The 16999-nt window shown below is 49.5% G+C and carries 12 protein-coding genes; 5 read left to right on the top strand and 7 right to left on the bottom strand.

The features are described from left to right. Window positions 1-3: 3 nt before the first annotated feature. The 6 genes from IB222_RS04975 to IB222_RS04950 are packed head-to-tail and all read right to left on the bottom strand — an operon-like array spanning window position 4 to window position 9349. A complete protein-coding gene (locus tag IB222_RS04975) occupies window positions 4-363 on the bottom strand; it encodes a response regulator (RefSeq protein WP_149384686.1) in 360 nt (119 codons plus the stop codon). Window positions 364-385: 22 nt separating this feature from the next. Next, window positions 386-2518 (bottom strand): response regulator, encoded by a 2133-nt coding sequence (locus tag IB222_RS04970; protein ID WP_063940966.1) that lies wholly within the window; start codon window positions 2516-2518, stop codon window positions 386-388. 11 nt (window positions 2519-2529) lie between these two features. Continuing rightward, complete coding sequence (locus tag IB222_RS04965; protein WP_149281313.1) at window positions 2530-3942, bottom strand: protein-glutamate O-methyltransferase CheR; 1413 nt, start codon at window positions 3940-3942, stop codon at window positions 2530-2532. Further along, window positions 3939-5006, bottom strand: coding sequence for a chemotaxis protein CheB (locus IB222_RS04960; protein ID WP_003825849.1), 1068 nt, complete (start codon window positions 5004-5006; stop codon window positions 3939-3941). Before IB222_RS04960 ends, IB222_RS04965 begins: the two co-directional genes overlap by 4 nt. Continuing rightward, a complete protein-coding gene (locus tag IB222_RS04955) occupies window positions 5003-7093 on the bottom strand; it encodes a Cache 3/Cache 2 fusion domain-containing protein (RefSeq protein ID WP_149384687.1) in 2091 nt (696 codons plus the stop codon). The genes IB222_RS04960 and IB222_RS04955 overlap by 4 nt, the downstream gene beginning before the upstream one ends. Before the next feature lie 45 nt (window positions 7094-7138). Further along, the gene (locus IB222_RS04950; protein WP_003825844.1) at window positions 7139-9349 is read right to left on the bottom strand and encodes an EAL domain-containing protein; all 2211 of its coding nucleotides are present in this window, start codon (window positions 9347-9349) and stop codon (window positions 7139-7141) included. A gap of 608 nt (window positions 9350-9957) precedes the next feature. Between IB222_RS04950 and IB222_RS04945 the strand changes: the two genes are divergently transcribed. The 5 genes from IB222_RS04945 to lapD are packed head-to-tail and all read left to right on the top strand — an operon-like array spanning window position 9958 to window position 16591. Continuing rightward, window positions 9958-12150 carry an EAL domain-containing protein gene (locus IB222_RS04945; RefSeq protein ID WP_149384688.1) on the top strand — a complete coding sequence of 731 codons (2193 nt, stop codon included), beginning with the start codon at window positions 9958-9960 and terminating at the stop codon, window positions 12148-12150. Continuing rightward, window positions 12143-13075: a transporter substrate-binding domain-containing protein gene (locus IB222_RS04940; RefSeq protein ID WP_149281310.1), complete on the top strand. Its 933-nt coding sequence runs from the start codon at window positions 12143-12145 to the stop codon at window positions 13073-13075. Before IB222_RS04945 ends, IB222_RS04940 begins: the two co-directional genes overlap by 8 nt. Beyond that, on the top strand, window positions 13059-13952 hold the full coding sequence (locus tag IB222_RS04935; RefSeq protein ID WP_149384689.1) for a transporter substrate-binding domain-containing protein: 894 nt from the start codon (window positions 13059-13061) through the stop codon (window positions 13950-13952). The genes IB222_RS04940 and IB222_RS04935 overlap by 17 nt, the downstream gene beginning before the upstream one ends. Continuing rightward, a complete protein-coding gene (gene lapG, locus IB222_RS04930) occupies window positions 13949-14647 on the top strand; it encodes a cysteine protease LapG (protein ID WP_003825836.1) in 699 nt (232 codons plus the stop codon). The genes IB222_RS04935 and lapG overlap by 4 nt, the downstream gene beginning before the upstream one ends. 9 nt (window positions 14648-14656) lie before the next feature. Further along, window positions 14657-16591 carry a cyclic di-GMP receptor LapD gene (gene lapD / locus IB222_RS04925; protein WP_149281309.1) on the top strand — a complete coding sequence of 645 codons (1935 nt, stop codon included), beginning with the start codon at window positions 14657-14659 and terminating at the stop codon, window positions 16589-16591. Between the two features lie 77 nt (window positions 16592-16668). Here lapD and IB222_RS04920 read toward each other — a convergent pair whose 3' ends face one another. After that, the gene (locus IB222_RS04920; RefSeq protein WP_008785658.1) at window positions 16669-16944 is read right to left on the bottom strand and encodes a hypothetical protein; all 276 of its coding nucleotides are present in this window, start codon (window positions 16942-16944) and stop codon (window positions 16669-16671) included. Window positions 16945-16999 lie beyond the last annotated feature (55 nt).

Below are 16999 nucleotides of genomic sequence, written 5' to 3'. Positions count from 1 at the left end.
TATTCAGTTAATCGCAGACGGTTGCAGTAGCGCATTGACAGCAGCCCCCAGATTTTCCGCGAGGTTTTCATCTTTTTTCACCCAACGGTCGTACAGAGCGTCGCTGGCCGTCACTTCATTGGCACTCAGTAAAATGAAAGGTTTAGCCCAATCCTGAGCGCGTAACAGCGCCAGCAAATCCAACCCACTGATCTCTGGCATATGCAGATCGCTAATCACCAGGTCGATGCTGTTATCCGAGTCCAGGCATGCCAGGGCGGAAATCGCGCTTTCCACAATCACCACATCGTAGCCGTCCATTTGCAAAAATATGGATGCCAGTTCAGCCGCAAAAAGATCATCATCAACTAATAAAATTCGCATTTTCTCTCTCGATTTTGCGCCATCAGCACAAAAGCATTTTTAATGTTTTTATCAAACTGTCCTGCTCGAAATCGCCCTTGGCGATGTAGGCATCCGCGCCCACCTGAATCCCCCGTCGCCGGTCCTCTTCCTTCGCGCGGGACGTCACGATGATGATTGGCGTATGCTGGTAGTTTTTCTCCCCACGCAACGATTTGGTGAAGGTGAAACCATCCATAAACGGCATTTCGACATCCGTCAGTACGGCATCAAACTGGGTCAGTTTCGCTTTTTGCAGCCCCGACAGCCCGTCTTCTGCCAGTGTCACCTGATAGCCGTGCGCTTCCAGCACGTTCTTTTCTATCTCACGGGTATTCAATGAGTCATCGACCACCAGCACATGCCATGCATCCTGCGTTACGCTCGTGGCGGGCGCTGGTGTACTGGTTTGCCGTGATTGTTGCGCCATCGCCATCAGCGCAGGAACGTGCAGGATGCTGACCAGTTGGTTATCCGGTGTTTGTACCATCCCGGAGACCAGCGACTGCTGTTGCATATGCTTCGGTAACGGTTTGATCATCATCTTGCGTTCATCGAGGAGCTTATCCACTTGCAGCGCCATTTTGCTGTACTGGTTCTGCACCACGATTAATCGCTGTCCAGGCGTTGAAAAGCTGCTCTGGCGTTCATGAATGCCCAGCAAGCTGCCTACGCAAACCACCGGGATAAACTCGTTATGCAAGATAATGGCAGGACGTCCGGCGATATCGCTGATCCCCTGAGCAGTGCATTCCACTACCTCAACCACATACTGCGCAGCCAGTCCAAACAGGTGTCCCTGCTCTTCAAATTGCAGAATCCGCATCATGGTTAACGAAACAGGCAACCGCAGGTTAAAGCTGGTTCCGACTCCCGGGCGGCTATAAACCTGCAAATCGCCTTGCAGGTCGGTCACCACCGTTTTACGCACCACATCAAGACCAACGCCGCGACCAGAAAGCTCGGAGACGATCTTGCTGGTCGAAAAGCCGGGATGAAAAATCAGCTCATTACATTCCTGCTCGGAGAGCTGCCCGGCCATTGAAGCAGGAACCAGACCTTTACTGACCGCCTTCGCGCTGATGGCCTCATAGTTCAGACCACGGCCATCATCTTCGATACGCAGTAATATCCCGCTGCCGTCCTGCTGAGTAGTGATGGTAATCGTGCCGCGAGTGGATTTACCGAGCGCCAGACGTTCGTCGATCTCGCCAATCCCGTGATCGACGGCATTACGCAGTAGATGCGTCAGCGACTCCGAAAGCCGGTCAATGAGCTGGCGGTCGATTTCCACTTCTCCGCCAACAAAGCGGCACACCACCTGCTTGTTCAGTGTGGAAGCCAGTTCGCTGACCTGCAGCGAAATAGGTTCAAACAACGTTGACAGTGGCAGCATACGGATCCGCGCCGCCACATCGTATAGTTCAAACATCTGCAAATGCTGGAGCTGGACGCTCTCTTTTAACTGGGCGCTAAAGTCGTGGATCTGCTGGCGAAGCTGTTCAGCGCTCAATCCCGGTAACCGCGGTACCAGCTGACTCAGGTTTTGTATCTGCTGTTCCAGGCGATCATGTCCGGCGAGCACCTCCCCCAGAATGTCGATCAGGCCATCGAGCTTATTCAGCTTTACCCGCACGAAATCCGCCTGCTTAATACCGGCATCCATGCTGGAAGGTGTTGCAGGCGCTGGGACTACCGGTTTTTCTGTTGCCCCGGCAGTTTCGACAGTCAGCGTGATATCCTCTCCCCGACTGGCGCGGGCAAGGCGTTCGCACAGCCCGGCATCCGCCGGTGGCAACTGATTATCCCCTTCGCTGACAAAAAGCTGGGTAAGCTGACCAGAAAGGTACTCCACAGACTCATGGATCAGATTGCCCAGCGCCCTGTCCGGCGTCAGTTTGTTATCACGTAGTTCACTCAATACATCTTCAAGATGATGCGTGACATCGGCAATGCTTTGCAGCTTCAGCATCCGCGCGCCCCCTTTCAGGGTATGCGCAGCGCGAAACATCTCACCTATCCAGGCGTCGGTATGTTCATCAGCGGAGAGGAGAAACGCCCCTTCGCTGATCGTCTGCAAATGACCTCTCCCTTCATCAATAAAGCGCAGAACGAATTTTTTCAGATCGATAGCCATAATCGCTCTTATTAGCCACTTTGATGGGCGAATTGCGCCAGTTGATGTTCACACAGGAAACGAAACGTATTGCCAGGAAATACCATTGGCAAACGCAGACGACAAACCGATGACGGATTGTTTATCTCGTCGTTCAGTAACTGCATCACCACACGATAAGTCCGTTGAGCAGGCTGGTATAACTCGCTTTGCCGGTACATTTCAGCCAGATAATAGTGTGCAGGCCAGTAGCCGGGTTCCTGATAAACCACCTGCTTGAACCAGGCGATGGCCTGCTGGGTCTGGTGTTGCCACATCATCGCCAGGCCGAGCAGCATTTTGGCCTCTGCCGACCACTCATCCTGTGCAAGGATTTGCTGCGCGTTTCCGGCTGTTTGAGAAAATTCACGCTGCTCGAGGGCAATAACCCCCTGGATCAGCAGCGCATCCTGATTACGGGGATCGTCACGTAATACACAGGCGATACACTTTTCAGCTTCAGAAAAACATTTTTCATCGAGGCTGGCGCGTGCTTTCTTCAGCCAGTCATTACTCTGCTGCGCCGTGGGCACCAGAGGAACCTGTTCAACCACCGTTCTCGGCTGCGGAATGCGCACCGCAACTCTGGGTACAGGCGCAGCCTTTGGCGCTTCACGATGGTGGCAAAAATAGAAAATCCCCTCTTCCTGCTCCAGCTTCAGAATGTCGAAATTGTTAGCCAGCGTTTCCGCATTGCCAAAAAATAAGGCTCCCTGCGGTTGCAACATCTTCAGCAAATTACTGTGCAGCTCGCGACGCGTTGGCGTATCAAAATAGATGGATACATTGCGCAGCAAAATGATGTCCACTTCCGGCAGTAACTGTTCTTTTATAATGTTGGTGCGATGGAAGGAGACCTTCTCACGGATCTCATCATGCAGCCGGTAGAGGTTTCCCGAGCGGGTGAAGTAGCGTTGCTGAATACTCGGGTCGACGCCACGAAACGAGTAGCTTGAATAGCAGGCGTTGCGGGCTTTTGCCAGGATTGCCGGGTCAATATCACAGCCGTAAATTTCGATGCGCTGGGCCATCCCGCCGAGGTATTTCTCATGCAGCTTGATCGCCAACGAGTAGGCTTCCTCTCCGGAAGAGCATCCGGCACTCAGAATACGCACCGGGCCGCTGCGCTGTTGCAACAGACGCGGGATCCATTTATCGCAGATTAAATCCAGCGTATCGCTTTCACGGAAAAAATAGGTTTCGTTAATCGTAATCAGCGTGATGAAACTATCAAACTCATTCTGCGAGCTACGCAGTTGTTCATAGTATTCATAGTAATCATTGATTTTTCGCTCGGCCATTCGCCGACCCAGCGCCGTTTTCAGCAATGCTTCCATGGCGTTATCGAAATGCAAACCGACCCGCTCTTTGATCAGGCGCGCATAGTCAGGAAGATTAGGGATCATGGCAATTTACTCTCAACATGCCCGTGGCAAGCCATCGAAAGCAGTACCGCAGCAAGACCATCCAGAGGGATCGTGCGGTGTATTAGTTGCTTGTCGATCGCGTTCTTATTCATACCGAATACCACCGAACTTTCTTCGTCCTGCGCCAGCGTTGTTCCGCCACGGCGGACAATAAGCTCAATGCCGCGGCAGCCATCGCTGCCCATGCCGGTCATAATCAGTCCGACGGCTTTTTCGCGAAACACCTCAGCCACCGACTCCAGCAACAGGTTGCAACTGGGATGGTAAACGTCGCTTTCCTGTCTTGGGATCGCCGCTAAACGCTGGTTGCTTTTGACGATCAGGTGCTGCTCCGGCGGCAATATATACACATACCCCGCTTCCACCCGATCGTCCTCCTGCGCCAGTCGCACCTTCAGATCGGTCACGCTATCCAGCCAATGCACCATATTTTTCGCGAAGCCATCGGCAATATGTTGGGCAATAAGTACCGGGCACGGGAACGTACCGGGTAGATCCTGCAACAGCTTACTGAGCGCCTGCGGCCCGCCCGTCGAACAGGCAATCGCCAGCACAAAGGGCCAGTCCTGTGGCGTTTTTACAACGTCTATCATCGGTCGTGCAGTGGGGATTACCGGTTCGCCTGGATAGCGTAATCCCTTGATATGTCGAATAACTTTCACACCGACCAATAATTCTACTTTACGATGCAAAGCATCCGTTGAGAGTGGTGAATCACTGCTATGGTGCAACACCGCCAACGCACCACGGGAAATGTAGTCATCATCCCATTGATTCTCTGGACAAAATCTCATGACAAGGATCGGGATTGCGCTGGTTGCCATGATCGTTTCCACGATCTCGACGTTATCGACGCTTGAGATATCCAGCGTCAGAATCAGCAGATCAGGCATCAGCTGTTGCAACAGTCGGATCGCCTGCCTGCGATGGGCTACTTGCCCCACCACCTTAATGTGCGGGTGATCCTCCAGTTGCCTGACCAGCTCATTACGCGATGCGCTGCCCAGGTCGAGGATCAGCACCCGAATGTTGCTGCTATTCATGCATCTGTTTCCGTCAGTGTGAATGAGGACGAAGCCTCTTTCAGCGCTTTCGACAGTTGTGTCATATCCTGACTGACAACCAGAATGTCTTTGATAGATTGCGAGGTATAGTTACTGGCAACAACGATCTCACGCAGCGCCATCACCACCTGATTACTCGCCGTTTTCTGTTGCTGTGTTGATAGCGATATTTGCAGCGCTGCCGTCGAGGTTTGCTCGGCAGTCACAACAATATCGTTCAGGTGTTCGGCGCTGACTTTACAGGCAATTGCGCCCGCTTTAATGCTCTCGCCACCTTTTTCCGCGTTCAGCACCAGACGATTAATCGCGTTTTGGATCTCGCTGATCTTATTTTCAATTTCAACCGTCGATTCCGTCACCGAATCCGCCAGACGACGGATTTCAGCCGCCACAACCGAGAAACGCTTACCGGCTTCCCCGGCGCTGGCAGCTTCGAGCGCTGCGTTAAAGGCGATAAGTTTCGTCTGATCCGCGACGCTGTTAATGATCACCATCACGCGACTGATTTCCGTCGACTTATTACCGAGCATCATGATTTCACGCATGTTTTGCTGATTGTCGGTATCAATATCCGTCATACGCATCAGCAATTGCGACATCGACTCGGAGCCTTTATTGCAGTCCTCGAGCGTCTGGTTGGCAATATCCACAACCGCCCGTGAGTGTTCGGCTATCTGTGTCGATGAGGCAGACAGCTCTTCCATGGTGGAGGTAATTTCAGCTACTGAAGATGAGGTTTCCACGCTGGTTGATGCCTGCCCATCGACCGCTTCGGTAATATGCAAAGATGCCTGATGTACCGAATTTGCATGAGAAACCATACCGCCTACCAACGAGTGCAGACGCTGACGCATCATCTCCACCGCGCTCAGCAGTTCGCCTATCTCATCGTGGTGATCGACCTGAACATCTACCGTTAAGTCACCTTCGGCAATGGTTTGTGCAATCCCCAGGACACGGTTTAATCGCCGCGAGATCAGGAAACGACTGGCCACAGCAATCAGCAGTAAAATGATGGGCAGCAGCAGCGCGGTGAACAGCAGCAGACCGTTACGCACCAGATTGCTGCTCTTGGCGACATCATCAACATAGTTGGTGGTGGCGATTATCCAGTTAATCCCTTCAACGTATTCATAAACGGCAACTTTGGTCTTCGGCAATGCGCCATAACCGCTCACCCAGTTGTAGTAAGTGATGCCATTCTTGTGTTCGAGCATGTCGGCAAACAGCTTAAAACCATTGGCATCGGTAATATTAATTGCCTGCTGGTTGCTCAACGAGGGATGGACCAACATACGACCGGGTTCAAATCCGGCATCCAGCACGTAGGCGTAGCCATCTTTACCAATATGCACATTCAACAAACGCTGAATGATCGGTTGCAAACTCTGTTTGACGTCGAAACCCACCGCGACGGCCCCCACCACCTGACCATATTTGTCAGCAATCGGTTCGTAGTGACTAATAAACTGTTTACCGAACAGTGTGACCACACCGGAAAAGGGTTTATTTTTCAAAAGCAGCGGCAACGCCGGATTATCATGCCCTAGTGCTGTTGCCGTTGCCGTATTGCCTGAACTCGCCAGTAACGTACTGCTGACACGTACAAATTGCTCGCCTTGCAGAATAAACGTACTGGCAAATACGCTGGTTAATTCGGTGAAATGTGAGTTGGTATTCGGGTTGCTCAGCACCGCTTTTAATTCAGTAGAGTCCATATAACGCAGCGGTTTATTGGCAACGTTTTGATAATTATTAATATAAACATTGCTGTAATGTTCCGCATCGCGAGTCACACGCTGAAACTCGTTAGAAATACTGTTGTGGAATATCCGCGTGTTGGTTTTAATCATCTCCAGCGCATTGATCTGCAATTCTCTGGAAAGATACGACGATAATATAAAAGAGGCGCCAATCAGCAACGTTGCGATACAAACAACCAAAATCATACCGAGCTTCATCGCCACACCGGGATGGATGTTGTGCAGCCAGGACAATAGTCGAGCGCGCGGTCCCTCACTGGTGGTATTCGCCGTTCGATTTTTTACTTTAATAATGTCACTCATGATTTTTATTCTCTACCTGAGAAGAAATTACTCTTTTTTTGGTCATCAGGAGCTAGCGCCCTGTGATTCGAGCGTGAACAGCGGCGTAGGTTTGCCAATGTGATATCCCTGTAACCAGCCCACATTCATTTTTTCCAGACAGGCCTGAATAGTGGCGTTCTCGACAAATTCAGCGACCACCTGCATTTTTTTCATTTCAGCAACGCGGCAAAATGACTCAACGATGTAGTAACTAATTTCACTTTCGGTGATCCGTCGAATAAACGAGCCATCTATTTTCAGGATATCTGCTTCGATGTTCATCAAGCGCGCATGACTGGCAAACCCGGTGCCAAAGTCATCAATTGCCACCCGACATCCCAGCTGACGTATTAAACGTAGCGTTTCCACGGTTTGTTCTTTGTCTGATAACGTATCTGCTTCCGTTATTTCAAAAATAATCCGCTGTGGCTCCACCGCGTAGTCGTGCAGGAGTTGGGTGATCTTCATGACAATATTTGAACGACATACCGTCACCGGTGCCAGGTTAATAGAAAAACAATGCTGTGGGTGGTTACGCATAAATTTGAGGGTATTTTCGATAACCCAGAGATCGATATCCGGTGCCAGCCCCGCATCATGAGCAACCGGCAGGAAACTGTTCGGTGGAATAAATTCACCCCGTTCATTAAGCATACGGATCAATATTTCATGATACGGCGCTTCACCGTGGGTACTAACTATTGGCTGTGCCATCAGGACAAACGCATTGTTATCCAGCGCATTTTGCAGCGCAGTGCGAATTTCTGTTTTATCAACAATGTGGTTGCCAAGGATCCGGCTATGCTGCGCCTCAAGGTTTTCCGGCCTGCCGTTGGTGAGTGATAAACCCGCCACCATGCCCAGTTTCCCCACCAGCTGATAAATGTCATCACTCAGATCGTTAATCAGGCAATAGCCCAAACCACTGCGAAAACCCAATCGATGGTTGTTGTAAAAGAGACGAAAACTGTTGGCGGCCTGATACAGATCGCATAGCCGCTCCCAGGTGCCATTTTCCAGCCGGATGAGCAGATCATAACCCGCGTGGTAATAGACTTTCTCGCTTTTCACCAGATGTCTGCGCAAATGCTCAGCAAGGATCTTCTGGTAGCGGGCGCGGAAATGAAAACCATAGCGACGCGAAAAAAGCTCCAGCTCAGGGATCTGTATCAGACATACGGTCGCGCGTTCAGTGGTAAATAGCTCCGTCTTCAGCGCCCGTAAATTTGCCATGCCTGTCATCGGGTCAGTCAGCCCCAGCAGCAGCGCCTGGTTAAAGCGCTGACGGGTAAATTTTGCCAGTACCCCCATGATCACAATGGTGAGTGAAAAGACAAAGATCAACGTCGAAACCAGCGCCTGATGCAGCATGAAGTTAACATCGCTGGCGATATAGCTGTCGTTATGTTTACCTAAGATGATTAATACGATCGTCCACACCAGCATTGTGAACAAGTGGCCAATCTTGATTGCTCCCCATAACATCAACGGGAATAACAGGATCAGGCTATAGATAGAGAAAAAAACATCCAAATTATCCGGTGATGTTAAGAAAAACATCAGAAAAAACAGCAAGATGCACCAGGACACAACGCCGTAGACGCCGATATTGCCTTTACACTGTTCGGCAATGGCCCGCAGAAAGGTCAACAGGAAAGACGGTCGACGAATGATGCGGTAAATCTTGTAAAATAAAGGGATCCCCGTCAGGCAACCGTTGATGATCCCCTGAATACGTACCAGCATGCCCAGACTCAACGCCGGAATGTTATCCACATCGGGGCGTTGTCCGTGGGCGACAAACATTGCAAAGAGTTTGCTGAACACCAGATACAGCAGGACGTTGTAGCCACAAAGCCAAACCAGGCGATTAAAGCTAATTTTGATGCGACCAAAGCTAACGCAGCTGCGTCTGCCGGTGAATTTGCGGTACGCTGCATAACTTAAGGTCGACGCGATGATCAGGCACAACGCATCTACCCGTTCATTTTGCGGACCGACCACAAACATGACCGTCAGGAACAGAAGAAATCCCGGCAACACCCGAAAACCAAACAAGACCAATGCGGCAGAAAATACGGCTAGCTTGAGATCGTAAACTGTTAAAATAGTATTATTGAGAACGCTGTAACCGTTAAGATATTGTGCCAGCGGGTAAAAAAGGCCAGGTAAGACAAGTGGCAGGCACCATTCCCGAATGTTTTTTATCGTGTTTGAATTTATTATTGCGTCCAAATCAATTTATCCGCTATGCACTATACCAATAGGACTTTAATCCAGACTCGAATGTCACAAACAAATCCTTTTGGGTCAGCCGATGAACCATAGCAAAATTGTCAACATTGACCGCGCACTGAGAAAATAAAATAAGGTTCTATATTGAAGCAAGCATATTATTCATATCAAATCAGGAAATAAATACCAATTTATAGACAAAAATGGACATCCAGCGGAGATAAAACCACGCATGATCTTGATAAAAAACAGCTAATTCATTGATGCATATTAAAAAACAAGAACATTGAGGACAAACCACCAGCCCCCCAAATCAGTGTTCATCAAAAAGTTTACGGGCAGCATTAATGTCAACATTAATATGTCTTCGAGGACGTAATGAAAATGTATTTTTATGAACACTTTTGCTTGTTGACGAAATGAGCAGCGTTATCTATATTCGCATACCGTTATTTTTGTCATTACTCACCATGGTTCAATGTTAGTTATTTGTTACGTCATTACATTTAACATCTTTCATCTACTTATTTGCAACAATAATATTCCATTAAGTAATAACAGAAACTAAATTTAGCATCGCATAATCTTTTCAGGAATTAACATAATCCGTGGCAAAGTCTCTGTTTTCCCTTAAAGCAATAAAAGGGTGGCAACATTCCATCACTGGCAAAATAACGCAATTCTTGCTGGTGGGTATCATTATTGCGTTTAGTGCTGGTGCGTTTACCAACTGGAGCCTGATAGATAACTTTTCTTATCAGCAGTGGGTGCAGCGGGCTGAAGCAAATGCACAGATTATGACCTACATCATCCGTAACGTGTATACCACCGTTTCGGTCGAAACCAGCGATGCGGGGCAGATATCCCGCATTGTCTCCGACAGACAGATTGGTGACACCGACTCTATTATGCAAACCGGTTATAACCCGGTTGACGTTCTGGCTCTGGCATCAGTACAGACCCATAGCCCCACCTGGTTGTTTCTGTATACGCCGGAGAAAGGGTTTGTTGGCATCAACAACAAGTCAGAAGATGGTGATGGGATCATCTCTTTCCCCGGTCGTCTGCCGCGCGATGTGCTGGGTAACTACTATGTTGGCTTCGCCCAGATTAATGGCGAAGAGTGCTTTATCAGCGCCGTTCCTATTCTCACACCTTCAGGTGAGATCCTCGGTAGCCTGATAAGCAGCATCGGTAAAAAAAGCGATCTCTACGCCACCTACGATGCGATGCTGAAAAAGAGTAGTATTATTTTTGTCCTGGTTTTACTGGTGACGCTGGCGCTGGTCACGATGTTTATGCGCCGCTTATTCCGCCCTGTTCCACTGCTGATTAACTCCCTTACCCGCATCGCCCATGAAGAGACGGACTGTATAACGCCCTATCTTGACCAGGACGACGAGATTGGACATCTGGCTGGGGCGATTGAAAAATTGCGCGTCGCCATGAAAGAACGCGGCTATCTGCAACGCATGCATGAAATGTCGCAAAAGATGGAGCATATGGCCCATCATGATTCACTGACCGGATTGCCCAACCGCGTTTCGTTTGGCCAGGCGTTAGATAAACGCGTCAGTGAAATCCATCAGGACGAAAAACCATTTAACCTGCTGTTGATTGACCTCGACAACTTCAAACCAGTAAACGACACCTTTGGTCATAAAGCGGGCGATGAGCTGTTAATCAGCGTTGCCCAGCGCCTGCAGCTCTTGCTGGGACCTAACGATATCACAGCGCGTCTGGGCGGTGATGAATTCGCCATTCTGCAACATGTCAGCGATAACGCCATCAAAGAAGCGAATCGGCTGGCGAAGCGGATTATTCGTGCGCTGAGCACCCCATTTACCTGGAGCACGCATACTTTTTCCATCAGCTGCAGTATCGGTATCACCACCGCGCCGTATCAGGGCAATAATACCTCGACGTTGATGATCAATGCCGACCTTGCCATGTACGCCTCAAAACATCATGGCCGCGGTTGCTTCCATTTCTTCGAAGACGGCATGGTGATGAAGCATACCCACAGCCTGTTTATTAATCAGGAAATCATCGATGGTATTGATAACAAGGAATTCGAGCTTCATTACCAGCCAATCATCAATCTGGAAGATGAAAGCGTGTATGGCTACGAATCGCTGATACGCTGGAATCATCCCACCAAGGGTCTGATTTATCCTGATTATTTTATCAACATCGCCGAGAACTCCGGTCTGATTGTCCGTTTGGGCGAATGGATTATTCGTCAGTCCTGTGAAGCCGCTGCCAAATGGCCGGAACGTATCAGGGTAGCCGTCAATATCTCGGCCTACCAGCTGCACAGTCCGGGGCTGGTTGACGTTATCAAAGATGCGTTACGCATTAGTCAACTTTCAGCCCAGCGCCTTGAAATAGAAATTACCGAATCCGAAAAGCTGGATAAGTCGATTGCCTTACCCGTGCTGCAAGAGATCCGCTCTCTGGGCATTGAAATCGCGATGGATGATTTAGGCACCGGCTACGCGGCACTGGATTATCTGCTGATCTATCCTTTTACCCGCATCAAGATTGCGCGCACGCTGGTTGACAAGCTTCAGCAAGATAATGCCAGTCAGTATTTGATTGTGATGCTGATTCAGTTTGCCCATAAGTACAATATGTCAGTCACCGCTGAAGGAGTAGAAACCGCGCAGCAGCGTGACATTCTGCGCGACATTGAGTGCCAGAATGTGCAGGGATATTTCTTTAGCTATCCGCTGCGCGAGCGTGAAGTGCTTTCCGCATTTGCCAAAGAGGTCATTGAAGAAGGACTGTGCAATGTCTGACTTCTTTCACCCGGTAAAGCGCATGTTGACGGTTTTTGCCCTGTTAATAGCGTTAGCAACGCCATGCTTAGCAGGCTCTCCCCTGCCGATACACACGCTGGAGCAGATCGCCAGCAAGAAAAGCATTACCCTTGGTTATCAGGATGATGCGTTTCCTTTCTCCTGGCAGAATGGCAACGTACCTGCCGGCTATTCCATTGATATTTGCAACAGTATCGTCAGCGCGCTCAAGACAAAACTTCAGCTTAAAAAGCTGAAAGTCGAGTGGATAAAAGCTAACTCGGCATCGCAGTTTGTCCTGATTAAAAATCACATGGCAGACATCATGTGTATCCCGGCCTTTTATTCAAAAAGTCGCCACAGCATTAGCGAGTTCTCGCTGCCGTTTTATTTTTCAAGCACCCGCTTCGTCATGCGTAAAAATGAAAGCAACGACAATCTGGCAGAGCTTTCCGGACATAGCGTACTGGTAAAAAGCGGCACGATTTACGTTGAGCAACTGCAAAAAGTGAATGCCGCCAATGACCTGGATATTAATATTCAACTCGATACCAACAACATTACCGCCTTCAATGAACTGAAGAATGGTGAGTATTCTGCACTGATCTCCAGTACGGTTTTACTCAAAGGGATGATCGCGCAAACGCCTAATCCTGATGACTATGAACTTTCCGATATTGCGCTCAGCACCCCGCTACCGGCGGGCTTGTTACTACCGTTACACGATAAAGAATTTAAAGAATTTGTTGATGACACGCTCTCTTCCCTGATGATCAGCAACGAATTTACTGCGCTGTACAAAAAATGGTTTCAGTCACCGATTCCGCCGAAAGCCATTAATTTAAACATTCCCATGTCAGATAACCTGAAAGCATTAACGTCTGCTAAAAAGAAGATCAGTTTTGATTATGAAAAATATAATTAATCGTGAGATGACAAGGGTGAAGCGTACGGCGCAATGGCTGTTTTTACTGGCAGGCCTCGTCATCTCCCCCGCACTGATGGCGCAACAGAACGCTGCGACGCTCGATCATATTCAGAGCAGCAGCGTGCTCAACGTGGGTTATCGCCAGCTGCCGCCATTTTCTTTTACTGACCACAATGGCAAAGTCACGGGTTATACCATCGCGGTATGCAACATGATTGCCGATAAGTTGCGCCAGTATCTGAAGCTCAACAATTTAACCATTCATTATATTCCCGTGAATTTTTCCGAACGTTTCTCCGCATTAAACTCGCGTAAAATAGATATGGACTGTGGCGTAAATACCAATGCGCCGGAGCGGACCTCCAGCGTGTCGTTTTCTGAAAACTATTACACCGCAAAGATGCGCATCATCTCATTACGTAAAAATAATATACAGTCAATTGCCGATCTTAAAGGTCGCACGGTGAGTCTGACCGGAAGCTCAAAAGATTTGCTGGAATTTAATAAAGCAAACAGAGAGCAACACCTTAATATTTCAACGATTACCAGCACCACCATAAAGGGCGCATTTGAGAAGATGGCGCATAATGAATCTGCTGCTTTCTTTGTTGATGATATTCTGGCCTGGCCGCTAATTAATCATAGCGAGCAACCTGAACTGTTCAGCGTCTCTTCTGAGAGCATCGGCAATGATATGCACTATGCCATTATGATGAGGAAAAACGATCCGCAGTTTGTGACGTTTGTTAACAGTACGCTGAAAGATTTTTTTGCTTCGCCGGCCAACGTGCAATTACGTAAAAAGTGGTTGTCCCCCTGGTCCTGCGAAAAGCTGAAAAAACCGTCTCCGGGCAGTTGTCAGCATAGCCATTGAACATTATCCGCCGCTGCTTACGCCATCGCCTGCTGCGCCTGTGGAAAATCCCCGGGGCGCTGCTGCTATTGCTGTCAGTCCATTCGCTACGCGCGGCCTGGGATTTTGCCAATATTCAACAAAAGTCCGATGCGCTTTATGGCCCGGCTACACCAGAAGCGCAGCAACGAATCCGCGCCTGGCAACAGCTTCTGCTCCAGTTGCGTAATGCTGACGAGCAAACGCAATTACGCGCTGTAAATCAATTTTTTAATGAGAAGATCCGCTATACCGAAGACATTGATGTCTGGCATAACGTCGATTATTGGGCAACCCCTATCGAGTCGCTGCGCAAAGGTGAGGCAGATTGTGAAGACTACGCGATCGCCAAATATTTCACCCTCCGCCAGTTGGGCGTATCCGAAGACAAACTTCGCATCACCTATGTTAAAGCCCTGCGTTTAAACCGCGCACACATGGTGCTGACCTGGTACGCCACCCCTGAGGCGATTCCTTTGGTTCTCGACAGTCTGACCAGCACTATTTCTCCTGCGACGCAGCGCATGGATTTATTACCTGTCTACTCCTTTAACAACACCGGCCTTTGGCTTCCCGGCAATCAAAACAATAAACGCGTTGGGGACAGCAAGAGGCTTTCTCGCTGGCAGCAAGTTTTCACAAAAATGCGGGAAGAAGGCTTCCCGATGGATAAATAGGAATCGCCCGTGTCTCTTTTTAAACAGTTACTTCTGGCAATCTCTCTCTTTATGATGGTTGTGTTCAGCGGCAATTTTATTGTGACGCTGGAGAGTTCTCGCAATCAGTCCAATAACCAGCTTCTTTCACATGCCCAGGATGCCGCAACGGCGCTAGGCGTTTCGCTAACGCCCAACGTCAACGACCCGGCAATGATCGAGCTGATGGTCAGCTCCATTTTCGATAGCGGTTACTACAAAAAAATCCGCATCGTCGATCTGGCAAACGGCAAAATAATGCTTGAGCGTAGCGCGGTAGCGACAATTCCCAACGTCCCCGCTTGGTTCGTCGATCTGGTGGATGTCACCCCGCAAACTGGTGAAGCAACTATTATGCGCGGTTGGCAGCAGGCTGCTCGCGTGGAAGTGACCAGCGATCCTATCTTTGCCGTGCAGCGTCTGTGGGACAATACCTTAGGTAATCTGCTGTGGATGCTGTCCTGTAGCCTCGCCTGCTTAATCGCCGGCAGTTTGCTGCTACGCAAACTGCTGCGCCCGCTCAATTACATGGCAAAACAATCCGAAGCTATTACCCGTCGCGAGTTTCTGACACTCCACGAGTTACCCAAAACGCCGGAATTACGCCGCGTTGTAGGCGCCATGAATTTAATGGCAGCTAAGCTTAAATCGTTATTTGAAGAACAAGCTATCTACAGCGAACGCTTGCACAATGAAGCTTATCTCGACAGCCAGACCGGGGTTGCCAACCGCCGGGCATTCGATATGCAGCTCCAGGCTCGACTGAGTGATACCGATACGGCACCAGGATATCTGATGCTGGTTCGCGTTCAGGATTTAGGTGGCCTGAATCAGCGCTTTGGCGGACCGCATACTGATAAGCTGTTGCTCAACATCGCCAACCTGCTGAACGCGCACAGAGAAAAGTATGCCCCTCTCGACAGCACGCTCGCCCGCATTCGTGGCGGTGAGTTCGCCCTACTCTGCCCTGGCGTCACACATGGTGAGATGTTGGATTTATGCAATTCGCTGTGCCAAAAACTCACGGCCTTTTACGCCACCGGAATGTCAGACCAACAGCCGGTTGCCTATACCAGCATGGTGCCATTCAGCGCCGGAGAAAATGCTCAGTCATTGCTGATCCAGGCCGATCGCCTGCTGGTTGAAGCGGAAACACACACCAACCATCAGGTCGTTCCAACCACTGAAATACCTGCGGCTACAGAAGATCAGCATTTGTGGTTTGTTCGTCTGGAGCATGCGCTGGCAAATCAACAGTTCCAGCTGGTTTATCAGCCGGTGGTCGATTGCCGCCAGCCGGATAAAATCCTGCATTACAAGGTGCTGTCGCGCATTATTGATGAGCAGGGTAACGCTATTACCGCGGGGCGGTTCTTGCCCTGGATCCACCGCTTTGGCTGGAGTCATCGACTCGATAAAGTCATGTTGAAGCTCACATTGAACCAGTTGAAAACCGCGCCTGGAAAACTAGCGTTGAGTATTTCTGGCAGTTCTGTCGCCAGCGCGACCGCCATTGCAGACCTGCTCAATCCGTTACGGTACTCACCGAAATTAGCCAGCAAGCTGATACTGGAACTGGATGAAAATCAGTTACCAGGCCCCCATCAGATGGCGGCATTTGTTAAAGCCGTAGGTCAGCATCGCTGCGCGCTGGGACTGCAACACTTCGGTAGCCGTTTCGATATGATCGGTCATCTGTCGCAATGGGGTCTTGCCTATCTGAAAATCGATAGCAGCTATATCCGCAAAATTGATGAGGAAAATGATAAGCGTTTGTTTATTGAAGTATTGTGCAGTGCCACGCGCAGTATTGATTTGCCGCTCATTGCCGAACGTGTTGAAACGGAAGGTGAGCTTATGGTGCTGCAAGAATTAGGGATTGATGGAGCAATGGGGCAATTATTAGGTGAGCCCGCGCCATTGTGATAAAACTGGCGTCTTGATACGCCTTTGTATAGCCGGATAGCGCTGCGCTTATCCGGCCTACAAATTGCCTGCATCAGCTAAAATATACGATCATCGTTGCCAAGCAGTTGTTCTAACCCGCCAAGTTCCTGGCGCGCATTCGCGCGATTCATTAATTTAACCTGCGCCATCGGCGGAAGATCGGTAATGGCAATCACGCCTTTACGGATCAACAGGTAAATCAAATCGTCGAGCACGCGAACCATCTCCAGGTCGCTTTTTTGCAGCATCGCTAAAGCCTGCTGGTTGTCATTTTCAGGACTTTTTGCCACGCCTTCTGTCTGCACGTTTGCAGCAGATGAATCAGAATTCATATCAGTGCCTTTTCATTTTGCATGACGCTGCTGCCCTGTTTATACAGGGCAACAG

The sequence above is a fragment of the Citrobacter sp. C13 genome (assembly GCF_014596815.2).
Taxonomy (GTDB): Bacteria; Pseudomonadota; Gammaproteobacteria; order Enterobacterales; family Enterobacteriaceae; genus Citrobacter; species Citrobacter portucalensis.
This window is presented reverse-complemented; position numbering and strand designations above follow the sequence as displayed.